The 11,293-nt window shown below is 50.9% G+C and carries 11 protein-coding genes; 9 read left to right on the top strand and 2 right to left on the bottom strand.

What is annotated here, in order from left to right:
- The 9 genes from OCL06_RS12080 to OCL06_RS12040 form a co-directional block, all read left to right on the top strand.
- Positions 1-186, top strand: a 186-nt coding sequence (locus tag OCL06_RS12080; RefSeq protein ID WP_262994845.1) for a hypothetical protein, incomplete at its 5' end; no start/stop codon positions are given.
- Positions 187-640: 454 nt separating this feature from the next.
- Positions 641-1,420 carry a Stf0 family sulfotransferase gene (locus OCL06_RS12075; protein ID WP_262994843.1) on the top strand — a complete coding sequence of 260 codons (780 nt, stop codon included), beginning with the start codon at positions 641-643 and terminating at the stop codon, positions 1,418-1,420.
- Between the two features lie 483 nt (positions 1,421-1,903).
- Positions 1,904-2,284 carry a SpoIIAA family protein gene (locus OCL06_RS12070; RefSeq protein WP_262994841.1) on the top strand — a complete coding sequence of 127 codons (381 nt, stop codon included), beginning with the start codon at positions 1,904-1,906 and terminating at the stop codon, positions 2,282-2,284.
- 41 nt (positions 2,285-2,325) lie between these two features.
- Positions 2,326-2,673 carry a VOC family protein gene (locus tag OCL06_RS12065; RefSeq protein ID WP_262994839.1) on the top strand — a complete coding sequence of 116 codons (348 nt, stop codon included), beginning with the start codon at positions 2,326-2,328 and terminating at the stop codon, positions 2,671-2,673.
- Positions 2,674-2,884: 211 nt separating this feature from the next.
- The gene (locus tag OCL06_RS12060) at positions 2,885-4,858 is read left to right on the top strand and encodes a class I adenylate cyclase domain-containing protein (RefSeq protein ID WP_262994837.1); all 1,974 of its coding nucleotides are present in this window, start codon (positions 2,885-2,887) and stop codon (positions 4,856-4,858) included.
- Positions 4,859-5,039: 181 nt separating this feature from the next.
- Positions 5,040-6,578 (top strand): AbgT family transporter, encoded by a 1,539-nt coding sequence (locus OCL06_RS12055; RefSeq protein WP_262994835.1) that lies wholly within the window; start codon positions 5,040-5,042, stop codon positions 6,576-6,578.
- A 64-nt stretch (positions 6,579-6,642) separates the two neighbouring features.
- Positions 6,643-7,083: a YqaA family protein gene (locus OCL06_RS12050; RefSeq protein WP_262994833.1), complete on the top strand. Its 441-nt coding sequence runs from the start codon at positions 6,643-6,645 to the stop codon at positions 7,081-7,083.
- 33 nt (positions 7,084-7,116) lie between these two features.
- The gene (locus tag OCL06_RS12045) at positions 7,117-7,569 is read left to right on the top strand and encodes a GNAT family N-acetyltransferase (RefSeq protein WP_262994831.1); all 453 of its coding nucleotides are present in this window, start codon (positions 7,117-7,119) and stop codon (positions 7,567-7,569) included.
- 69 nt (positions 7,570-7,638) lie between these two features.
- Positions 7,639-7,941, top strand: a complete 303-nt coding sequence (locus OCL06_RS12040) for a hypothetical protein (RefSeq protein WP_262994829.1) — start codon at positions 7,639-7,641, stop codon at positions 7,939-7,941.
- Between the two features lie 29 nt (positions 7,942-7,970).
- Here OCL06_RS12040 and OCL06_RS12035 read toward each other — a convergent pair whose 3' ends face one another.
- A complete protein-coding gene (locus OCL06_RS12035) occupies positions 7,971-8,612 on the bottom strand; it encodes a response regulator (RefSeq protein ID WP_262994827.1) in 642 nt (213 codons plus the stop codon).
- A 223-nt stretch (positions 8,613-8,835) separates the two neighbouring features.
- Positions 8,836-11,139 carry a TonB-dependent receptor gene (locus tag OCL06_RS12030; protein WP_262994825.1) on the bottom strand — a complete coding sequence of 768 codons (2,304 nt, stop codon included), beginning with the start codon at positions 11,137-11,139 and terminating at the stop codon, positions 8,836-8,838.
- Positions 11,140-11,293: the final 154 nt, after the last annotated feature.

The following is an 11,293-nucleotide window of genomic DNA, read 5'->3' as shown; positions in this document are numbered from 1 at the left end:
ATGTTCGGCCACATAGCTCATTGGATTACTTACCGCCTGTTGAGTATGCAAAGCGGGCAGCATAATATGAATAATCTCATCGAAGCAGTGGTGCTAGTTCAGGGGAAAGGTCACGCGAAACCCGGGACCCAGTACAGGTATTCACAAAGCCGGTGGGGGAAGGCACCTATCCGCCAGGCCCTTTAAAGTTACATTCCATTCATATTATATGCTCCGATAGCTCAATCTCACGCTTATAATTCATTTTAATCCAGCCTGCGTGACGGAGCTCCCTCACCAAAGCCTCCTGGAATGGTATTTAGCTGGACCTTAACTACAAGAATAAATTTCGGAAAGTAAAAACTTTTGGCCACAGAACTTCGCTGGAGTGCAGTACTAATGTGGCAATATGAACGAGAAACCTTCTGAGGATCAGCATATTAAGTAGTGTCATGTTAGATTAAAGTGATCGCAGCTAAAAAATATAAATTTCTCTTTGTTTTTCTAAAACAACCCGCTAATCTCAATAAATGCAGAATATAAATTGTACTTGTTTCACCATAAGTGAACTTTACACAACTTCATAATAGTCAACTGCTTAAAAGTGTATCACTGGCAACTCCCCTAACGTGCGAGGGGAAGTATTACAAAAGGAAGCACCATGAAAAAGTTTGTAATTTTAACCACACAGAGAAGTGGCTCGACTCTACTCTGGCGTTATTTGAACCAACACCCATCAATAAAAGGGCATGGTGAGATATTTTTGCGAAATACGGATCGTGAAGACAGCTACCGCATGTACCTGAAAACACGCCGGTTAGGACTAATTCAGAACAGGCTGGCCAGAGGCAGAATGATTGACTCGTTCATGAAAACACTTATTCCGGATGACAGAGAGACTAAATCGTTCGGTTTCAAACTTATGTATACACAGCGAAACCGAGACCTTACGCGTTATTTAAAAGCAAATGACTTTCATATAATTCACCTCATCCGGCAAAATGTACTTAAAACGTACATTTCAAGAGTTACCGCACAAGCTCGTAATACATATCACGCTGAACCTGGTGAGAAAGTAGAGAAGGTAACAATAACTCTGCAAACCGACACCCTTATTAATGAACTTCGAACAATTAAGAACGAAATTGAGTATCACCGAAAGCTATTCAGCGACTCTCCATATATGGAAGTGTTCTATGAAGAGCTTATAGATGATAAAAAAGGAGTGACTCAATCGATTCTGGAGCACCTTAGTTTGGATACCGAGAAAGTGCCGAAAATGGAATTTCCATTAAAGAAAATTAACCCTGACAACCTCGCGGAGCTCATTGAAAATTACGATGAAGTGGAGCGATTGCTGAGACAGTCAGAGTTTGGAAATTTGCTCGATAACCGTAAAGAGGAAATGCTAACAAGTACAATTGAGCCTCAGCCGGCTTAAAGTAATGACGTTTGGTTGTAGATAAAAACAGATTGCGCGCTCAGCCTTTTGTGAACGCTAAATAATATCGCTGACAGGTGGAATACGAGGTCAGTGTTTATGAACCCTAGCCGCAAAATTAACCAACACCAACATTCGCTTTACCGTTGAGCCTGGTCCCGCTAAGTAGTAACAGGGCAACTCTGTTGCCCTGTTAGCTGTATTTACTGCTACCTTTGCAACGGTGTAGACGTTAAGTGTATGGCTGTTCACCGCCCAGGGACCGGAGCTTCTTGCCTCGTTAACCTAACAGGTTTGTACATCTTTTCTATTGTTCTGCGAAACTCGTGGCGTACTGCCGGTATTCACAAAGCCGGTAGTAAATGCACCTGTCCGCCGGGCGTTTTTTGACTATATTCTATCTATAGTCGATACCACGTATATTTATACGCACGCCTACCGTTTACTGTAATGCTGGCAGCAGCATACCCGGGGGATAGCGTTATGCAAACCACACGACATGGGCTTGCCATTGGAATAGAAAGAACCGGCGAACAATTCTTTCTCACCATGAAAATCCAGGGCAAGCTCACCCATGAAGATTACACCGTAATCACGCCCATGCTTGACGCCGCATTAGCTCAGGTGAAAAAGCCCAGTATCAATGCCTTTATCGATGCAACCGAGGTGGACGGCTGGGAAGCAAGAGCCGCCTGGGATGACTTCAAGCTGGGCTTAAGCCACGGTAATGAATTTCGAAAAATAGCAATTTGTGGCAACAATGACTGGCTGGAAAGTCTGACAAGAGTGGCCAATTGGTTTGTGTCAGGCGATATTCAGTATTTCGAGAGTACCCGTGAAGCACTCATCTGGTTGCATATGTAGCGCAACTAACGTGTATTAATGTAGATTAAGGAGTCCGCCCTATGGAGTTACACTATCTTGAAATCGTCAGCACGGATGTTGAGAAAGCCTGCCGCAATTACGAACAACTGCATGGTGTCACGCTGTCAAAACCCGACGAGGTGCTCGGCGGAGCCAGAACATGCGAGGTTGCCGGAGGCTACATGCTGGGTATTCGCGCGCCGCTGCATACCGATGAGCAGCCGGTGGTGCGGCCCTACTGGCGCGTAACAGATATCGAACAGGCCGTGGCTGACTTACAGTCGCACGGCGCCACGCTGGCACTCCCGCCCACCGAATTACCCGGCAAAGGTCACATCGCTATTTACCTGTTGGGCGGGAATGAGCACGGTGTGTGGCAGCCTGCCTGATACCACGCATACCCGGCTGTGTCTGCAGTGGCCTGACCGTTCATTCCCTGTCCGCAGATAAACTGCTTAATCCTCAACATACTGGTCTGATAAACTTGTCAGCGCGTATATGCGTGTAACCGACGCCGCAGGGACGCGCGCTCAGAAATAGCGAGCGGCGTCTGGCAAATCACGCTATTCTTGAAGCAACCACGGAACCCAAAGAGCAGCAATGGCAGCGCAACAACCGCTTTCTGTACAGCAAAACCTTACAATCCGGTTACTCCGCGTACTTCGTTATAATAAGGCCCGGATAGAGCGTGCGCTGGTGCTTATGCCTGCTGAACACCAGCCGTTATTTCATGTACTGCCGTTTTTGCTCCACGTAAACCATCCCGAGTTACCGGGCTTCGTCGATGACGACGCCGTGCCTTTCGGTATTAACAATTATTCGTTGCGCAAAGACGTCGAAATTGCCCTGGCAGAAAGTTTTGCCGACCAGCAACACCTGTTTGACGATATCAAACAAATCTGGCCCCGCCAGCGGGCCATCGATGCGTTGGTGTTAATGGGCAGTATTGGCACAATAGCCCAGTCCCGCGGTTCTGATTTTGACTACTGGGTGTGTGTGGACGGAAACCGTTTCTCTGCGCAGGCGCTGGCCTTGCTACAGCAAAAGTTAACTGCGGTTGAAAAATGGGCCGACGATAAATTTGGTATCGAAGTCCACTTTTTCCTGTCCGAGGTCGATAAGGTACGCCAGAACGATTTTGGTGTCGCCGACGGCGAAAGTGCGGGCTCCGCTCAGGCGGTATTCCTGAAAGCCGAGTTTTATACCACCAACATAGTGGTCGCCGGCAAGGCGCCCTTCTGGTGGCTCACCCCCGAAGCCACTACCGACCAACAATATTATGCTCTGCTGAATAGCCTGGAGGGAGGCGGTTCCCCTGATCCCACCTGGTTTATGGATTTAGGCAACCTGGAAAAACTGGAGCCCAGAGAGCTGTTTGGCGCAGCTATCTGGCAACTCGGCAAGGCAATGGAGTCACCGTTTAAATCGGTACTGAAGATGGCCAAGCTGGAAGTGTTCCTGGGTAATATTGAACAGGAGCAGCCGCTGTGTAACCTGTTGAAGAAGCGGGTTCATCATGGAGCCGAAGCCCCCGGGCAAGTGGCCACTATCGACCCGTACGCACTGATGTTCGACCAGCTTATTGCGCATTATCGGGCGAAAGGGCAGGACGAAGATGTCTTGTTGCTGCAGCAGTGCTTATACATTAAGTGTGGCTGTGCTTTGAGTGTGCCACTGGCAAAAGGCGAGACGGCCACCTTCAAACGCAAAATTATGGCGGCTTATGCTAAAAGCTGGGGCTGGGGCCGCACCGACCTGCAACACCTGGACACACAGAGCGAATGGACTTTCCATGAGCGGGTTCAGTTAAGCCGCCGCATTCATCGCTTTTTAATCCAGTGTTATCGCCGCATCTCCGCCCAGCTCAGTGCGGGCAAGCAGGCGATGAGCAAAGAAGACATGACTGTGCTGGGCCGCCGTCTGAGCACCTTTTACGGTAAAAAGCCCAATAAAATTGAGTTTTTGCGCTGTGCATTTGATGACGGACTGTATTGCGACAGTATCACGGTAAAGCTACAACGGCGTAAGAATGGCAGTGAAGTTTGGTCGGCCTTCGCCGGTGATCAACTCAGTAAGTCAGGTAAGGTGGATGCGGGGCAGCGCATTGCCCACGCGCCCAACCCGGTCGAGCTGATGGTGTGGTGTGTTGCCAGCCGGATTATTGATGCCAAAACCAATGTCCTGATTGATTACAATGCCGGAGAAATTAACGAAACGGATCTTAAGGATCTGGTTCGGCACCTAAGCCTGTATTTCCCGCCAGTGAAAGTGACCGCCCTGCCCCGGGAAGACTTGCTGGCCAGTGAACGGGTCACTACCTGTCTGGCTATCATCAACTTTCCCACTCTGCGACAAAAAGCGTCGGTAGAACACCTGATGGTGCTGTACGCCACGACCTGGGGGCAAAGCTTTCTGGTGCACGGCACCGATGCGCTGGATAAACTATGGTTTGAACTTCAGGAAACCACTCCGGCCCCAGCCTGCTACGCCTTAGTCCCCCGCGGCTCTCAGCAAAAACGCATTTATGCAGAATTTGCCGAAAGCACCGATATTCCCTTCGGATTACTCAGCTAACCGGATTGCGCGCTGCACGGAAACCTTTCACTGCTTAACCCCTTCCCTTTTATCAGCCTTTCCCTGACGCTCTGGGTAGCTGACTGGCAGACCCGACCGTTGGTTTTTTCGCTGTTATTCTCGCTGAAATTCAAGTAGCTTATTTGCGGACAAAAATCACATAATAATAAGAGAACCTGTTATGGAACAATCGCGCACGTCGCTGGTTCAGCGACTATTACACAAGGTAGAGGTTTGGGGTAACAAATTGCCCGACCCTGCCGTGCTTTTTCTCATTTTGCTGGCGGTGGTCTGGGTTTTATCCTGGGCGCTGTCGGGTGTCGATTTTAATGTAGTTGACCCCAGAAATGGCGAGCCATTGGTCATTAGTAATCAGCTTTCCGGCAGTGCTATTACCCAGCTGATGTCCACCATGGTGACTAACTTTGCCCACTTTCACCCGGTGGGAGTGGTGCTGGTGGCCATGCTGGGCATTGGTATTGCCGAGTATTCCGGATTTATTAACGCCGGGCTGCGGGCGCTGTTATCGGTGACTGCGAACTGGCTGCTCACGCCCATGATCATTCTTATTGGTATTGTCAGTCACTCGGCCGTCGATGCCGGTTATGTGCTGGTAATCCCCCTTGGCGGCGTCATTTTTTATGCGGCAGGTCGCCATCCTCTGGCCGGTATAGCCGCGGCCTTTGCGGGTGTATCAGGCGGGTTTTCGGCAAACTTTGTGCCCTCAGCTCTCGACCCCATGCTACAGGGCATTTCACAAGCAGGTGCGCAATTGCTGGACCCTACCGTGACGCTGAACCCGTTGAACAATTACTATTTCACCACCGCGTCAGCGCTGGTGGTCACGCTGTTGGGCTGGTTTATTACCGATAAACTGGTGGAGCCAAAGCTAAAAGACAATCCCGTCGACGGTGACATGTCAGATCTTCCCTCTATGGAGCCGCTCAAAGACGATGAGCGTACCGCACTGCGCTGGGCGCTGGCGGCGGTTGTGCTGGGCATTATTATTCTGGCCGTGACCGCATCTTATGAAGGCTCGCCCTGGCGCGGTGACGACGGCTCACTGACGTCTTTCACAGCCCCGCTGATGAAGTCTATTGTACCGCTGATCTTTCTGCTGTTTCTTATTCCCGGCTTAGTCTATGGCCTGATTATTGGCACTATCCGTAACTCTAAACAGTTTGTGGAAGGCATGACCAAGGCCATGCAGGGCATGGGTTACTATCTGGTGATCATGTTCTGTATTGCGCAGTTTATTTACACCTTTGGCCAGTCAAATCTGGGCATATTACTGGCGGTAAAAGGCGCAGACTTTCTGCAGTCTATGGCCTTGCCCGGTGGCATTACCATTACCGGCATTATCCTGCTTACCGGCCTGATTAACCTGTTCGTGGGTTCGGCCTCGGCCAAATGGGCGTTGCTGGCACCTATATTTATTCCCATGCTGATGCAGCTTGGCATCTCACCGGATCTAGCACAGGCGGCCTACCGCATTGGTGACTCCAGCACGAATATCATCACGCCACTGATGCCCTACTTCCCGCTGGTGGTCGTATTCTGTCAGCGTTACGTCACAACGACGGGCATTGGAACCCTCACCTCGATGATGCTGCCGTTCTCCGTGTGTTTCCTGATCGTATGGACCATCTTCCTGATGATTTACTGGAGCCTCGGCATTCCGCTGGGAATTCAGGCGTCTTACGACTACGTCATGCCGTAACGAGGAGCGCTTAGGCGCCGGCTGCTCTGCCGGTGCCTGATCTCTTCTTTCCTGCTTCATACCCATGGAATTTCTCGCCGATTACGGCCTGCCAGGCTTATTTCTGGCGGCCTTTCTGGCCGCCACTATTCTACCGCTCAGTTCGGAGCTGGTACTCAGCGTGCTGTTGCTCAATGGCTTGCCGCCACCTGCAGTCGTGGCTGTGGCTACGGTGGGTAACGTGCTGGGGTCGCTGACCAACTACGCCATTGGCAAGTACGCCGCAAAAACCGCGCTGCAACGCTGGTTACGTATCAGTGACGAGCAGTACCTGAATGCTGAACAACGCTTTCGCCGATATGGGCTGGTTTCGCTGTGCTTTGCGTGGGTACCGGTGATTGGCGACCCGTTAACGGTAATCGCAGGTGCCTTGCGCATTCCTCTGCGCTGGTTTCTGCCGCTGGTCACGGCCGGTAAACTTGCCCGCTACTGGGTATTGGCCTGGCTGATTAGCGATGTATACTAAACCCGACTATTCACCGATTACTATGAATGTGCCATGCCTCTGTCACTGGTCCGGGCCACCCGCGCGGATATCCCCTATCTGGTAAACCTGCGTGTGCAGACTATGCACAGCCATCTGGTGCGTGATGGTATTCACTATTCCTATCATAACCATCTGCAGCGGGTACTGTTTCGCTTCGATCTGGCGCACCTTATTTACGATACCGCGATAAATAAACCAGTCGGGTTCATCAAGTTTGATACTCGCAGCCGGCCGGTCAGTATTCTGCAATTACAGATATCGCCTGACTACCAGAATAAGGGGTATGGACGTATGCTCTTAACCTCGCTGCTTGACCGGCACGCAGCTGCGGGTGTCACACTGTCGGTTCTCAGGCAGAATCCCGCGCTGGCGCTGTATTTACGGTTAGGCTTTGTTATTTATGACGAGGATGAGCACGAGTACCACCTGTGCAGCAGAGAACAGGCCACGTTTTTCCGCCCGTAGGGCTGGCCCGACAGCAAGTAACTATGCTAAAAAAGAGTTAAAACAACCATGTATATTATGAGGATGTGAATGAGCACCACCGCCCCCCTTAAGTTTACCCGCGCCAGCTTTTTCTGGCTGGTACTGGCCGTTATCTGGGCGATAATTGGTGTGGTGTATCTCGACCTGGGCGCGGCACTGTTGTCAGCCGGTATGGTCTGTATGAGCTTATACAGCATGGCAATCCCTGCTCGCAGCAGCCTGTTTAAAAGCCTCCGTGAGCCTCAGCAACAAGTAAAACCGCCGCGGCTGCTGACCTGGATCAGAAATATCGGGTTAATGCTGGCGCTGGCAGGTGTGATAGTAAACTTTTACTACGGATGGCAGGTGTAACTATTTAGTCGGCGTGCCACTCCACCGCCTTACTCACTGTCCATTACCTGACGGAAGATCATTCCCGCTTTGGTGCGGTTAATCACATCCAGCTTACGCAATACCGCTGACACATGTTGTTTTACTGTCGACTCTGAAATGGCCAGCTCATAAGCAATCTGCTTGTTCAGCATGCCATCGGCCATCATTTTTAACACAGTAAACTGGTGTGGTGTGAGGAGTGCCAGCTTCTCAGCAAATTGCAGATGCTGTGCATTTCCGTGACCTGCCAACGCCGCATCCAAACCGGCGGGTAACCACTGCTCGCCTTCGAGGATCTGAGTCACCGCATCCGCCATGACGTCCAGCGAGGTCGATTTCGGAATGTAACCGCTGGAACCCAGTGCCATCGCATTACGAATAACGGTAGGATCTTCTTCAGCAGACACTATCACCACTAACACATTCGGAAAGCGGGTGCGCAATTCACTCAGACCAGTCAGCCCCTGATTGCCAGGCATATTCAAGTCAAGAAATATTAGTTCAATATCGTCATCTTTAGCCAGTTGTTCCCGGGTTTGAGACAAACTGGAGGCTTCCACAATATCCTTTCCCACCATATCGCCCAGCGCCTGTTTCATGGCAGCGCGAAACAAGGGGTGATCATCGGCAATTAACACTTTTGCTTGCATAAGCGGTTTTCAGGAATGAGTAATTATTGTTATGCAGGCATCATAGCCTGTTGGGTGACAACACGCAAAAAGGCAGCCTGCGCCGCCTGGATGGTTACTGTAAGCCGCGCCGAAGTGCGGTTTGTGGCATATTTACACCTAGGCAGTGGTTGTGCTCCGGGAACACACAAACCTGACGCCAACCACTGCTCAGATGAAGGCGGCGATGCCGCCTGAACCACTATCAGAAGCGATAGCCTACCGTCAGATGTACGGTGCGCGGCGCGCCGTAGTAACCAATCAGTGTGGTATCACCGCCCAGACCCGGGCCAAAACTGCCGTCTTCACCAATGGTAACGAAATCGTATCCGCCCACCAGGTATTCCTCGTCAGTCAGGTTCTTGCCATGCAGGCCGGCATACCAGTCGCCATCCATGCTTTCCCAGCTTACCGACATGTTCACCATGCCGTAACCGTCCTGCGCAATCAAATCGCTGGTTTCAAACAACAGGTAGTCATCACGGTAGTAATAATTGGCATTAAAGACCAAATCACCAAAGTCGGTTTCCATTAGGTAATTGGCCGCCAGATTTAACGTGTTTTCCGGCGTGCTGGCCAAGCCGATAAGCGGCGGGATAGCATTGTTTTCTTTAATTTCGAAGTCGATATAACCGTATGCCACATCAAACTGCAGGTTGTCGGTGGCCACCCACGTCATTTCTACTTCAGCACCTTTAGCGGCCGTTTCTGCTGCATTACGCAAGCGTTGATCCAGTGCCGTCGGGTCCGACAGGTCCCCTTCGATACCAATATACTGACGATCTTTGTGATCATAGGTAAACAGCGTCACGTTAAGGCGAAGCGAATCTGTTAAATCGCTCTTCATACCAATTTCATAACTGTCTACAATTTCCGGATCCACACCAGGCTCGTTGGTTTGCGCACGAGGGTTGAAAGTACCTGATTTGAAGCCCTGCGAGTAACTGGCGAAGAACATCATGTCGCTGTTCACCTGGTATTCCACACCCAGGCGGGGCGTAAACCGCGACCAGCTCTCGACTGCCGGCGCATCTAATACTCCATCGCCGTCCGTGTCAGTGCCCAGTACCTGTGGGATTAGTTCGCCGTCCGGGCGAACATAACCGTCAAACCAACCGGTGAACGGATAAACATTGTCGAAAATCAGGCCGTTTTTCACCAATGCTTGTTTTTCTTCGTCGGTGTAACGGGCACCCAGTGAGAAGGACAGCTGCTCGGTAAGATCGTAATTAAGCTGTGCATAGGCAGCCCAGCTTTCGGAGTTGTTACAGCCACTGACTTCACGGGTCAGTCCGGGTGCGCCCAGCGCCTGCCCCAATACGCCAAGTACCGCATCAAAGTTACCGCACGACTCGCCATCGTAGTAGTAAAGACCTGACACCAGAGTGTAGTGTTCGCCCAGCAGGTTTGCCTGAATTTCATGGGTATCGTTGGAGTCTTCATATTCCGCCGGTACATCGAAGATGGGGAGCTGGGTATTATCGAAATCGATGTTAGTAGGCGAGTAACCTTCGCGGTGAGAACCTACATATTTCAGTTCCAGCGCCTCTGAGACGTCGTAACGAACCAGCCAGTTATAGCCTTCCAGCTCGACTTTGTTCCAGGTAGGCAGACTGGTATAGGAGTCATACTTTGAATCCGGAACCGGTGCGTCGGTCAGAATACTTGGCAGCAGACGGTAACCTCCTTTTGCATTGGAGGTGTCTTCGGTTTTATCCCAGCCGATGCGAAAAAACAGATCATCCGAGGGGTGCACTTCCAGGCTGACCCGGGCGGCCCATAAATCTTTGTTGTAGTTTTCGTTATCCTGGCCATCCAGCGCGGAGGTCAGAAATTCGCCATAGCCGTCCCGGTTCAGGTTGGCATAGCCCACACCCAGATACACGGTGTCTTCTACCAGCGGGTACTGTCCGGTAATCTTAACATCACGCTGGTTATAGCTGCCTATAGTCGCCTCGGCCGTGAATTGCGGGTCTCCCGCCATTTCTTTGGTTACATATTTAACCGCGCCACCAATGGTGTTTTTACCATACAGTGTGCCCTGTGGGCCGCGTAATACTTCAATACGCTGAACGTCCAGCAAGTCCAGCACCGCGCCTTGCGGACGGGCAATATAGACATCATCAATATAGATACCCACCCCTGGCTCGTACCCCCACAGTGGGTCCTGCTGACCCAGACCACGGATAAAGGCGGTTAATGTGGAGTTGGTGCCCCGGCTGGTTTGCATGGTGGTGTTTGGCGAAAACTGCTGAATTTCGGTAAGTACCTCTATCCCTTTTTCACTGAGCTCCATGGCGCCGATGGAGGTGATAGCGACCGGAGTTTCCTGCAACGATTCAACGGTTTTCCGTGCCGTAACTTCAATGCGTTCCAGTTTACCCTTAGTTTCTTCCGTGTTGTCGTCTTCCTGTGCCAGTGCTGCGGGGGCAGACAGACAGGCTGCGGTAACAGCTGCAGCGCACAGCGAGCGGGCAAAGCCTTGCTTGTTCAATTGTGTGTATGACATAACGTGTCCCTATTGTTCTATATTATCAATGTCAGTATCTGAAGGGTGCGGTCGTCAGTTACTGTATGTCAGTTCACCGATTGCGTATGTAGTACCATCGTACTATGGGCAATTTTTCCTGCTACAGTCACACTTTACCTCGTTCCTGAAGATC

This window comes from Alteromonas salexigens (assembly GCF_025628895.1).
GTDB classification, from domain to species: Bacteria; Pseudomonadota; Gammaproteobacteria; order Enterobacterales; family Alteromonadaceae; genus Alteromonas; species Alteromonas salexigens.
The sequence above is the reverse complement of the archived record's forward strand: the minus strand, read 5'-3'. Positions and strand labels throughout refer to the sequence as shown.

Coding starts and splice junctions, on each gene's coding strand:
- OCL06_RS12075 (WP_262994843.1), top strand. CDS start 641: ATGAAAAAGTTTGTAATTTTAACCACACAGAGAAGTGGCTCGACTCTA.
- OCL06_RS12070 (WP_262994841.1), top strand. CDS start 1,904: ATGCAAACCACACGACATGGGCTTGCCATTGGAATAGAAAGAACCGGC.
- OCL06_RS12065 (WP_262994839.1), top strand. CDS start 2,326: ATGGAGTTACACTATCTTGAAATCGTCAGCACGGATGTTGAGAAAGCC.
- OCL06_RS12060 (WP_262994837.1), top strand. CDS start 2,885: ATGGCAGCGCAACAACCGCTTTCTGTACAGCAAAACCTTACAATCCGG.
- OCL06_RS12055 (WP_262994835.1), top strand. CDS start 5,040: ATGGAACAATCGCGCACGTCGCTGGTTCAGCGACTATTACACAAGGTA.
- OCL06_RS12050 (WP_262994833.1), top strand. CDS start 6,643: ATGGAATTTCTCGCCGATTACGGCCTGCCAGGCTTATTTCTGGCGGCC.
- OCL06_RS12045 (WP_262994831.1), top strand. CDS start 7,117: ATGCCTCTGTCACTGGTCCGGGCCACCCGCGCGGATATCCCCTATCTG.
- OCL06_RS12040 (WP_262994829.1), top strand. CDS start 7,639: ATGAGCACCACCGCCCCCCTTAAGTTTACCCGCGCCAGCTTTTTCTGG.
- OCL06_RS12035 (WP_262994827.1), bottom strand. CDS start 8,612: ATGCAAGCAAAAGTGTTAATTGCCGATGATCACCCCTTGTTTCGCGCT.
- OCL06_RS12030 (WP_262994825.1), bottom strand. CDS start 11,139: ATGTCATACACACAATTGAACAAGCAAGGCTTTGCCCGCTCGCTGTGC.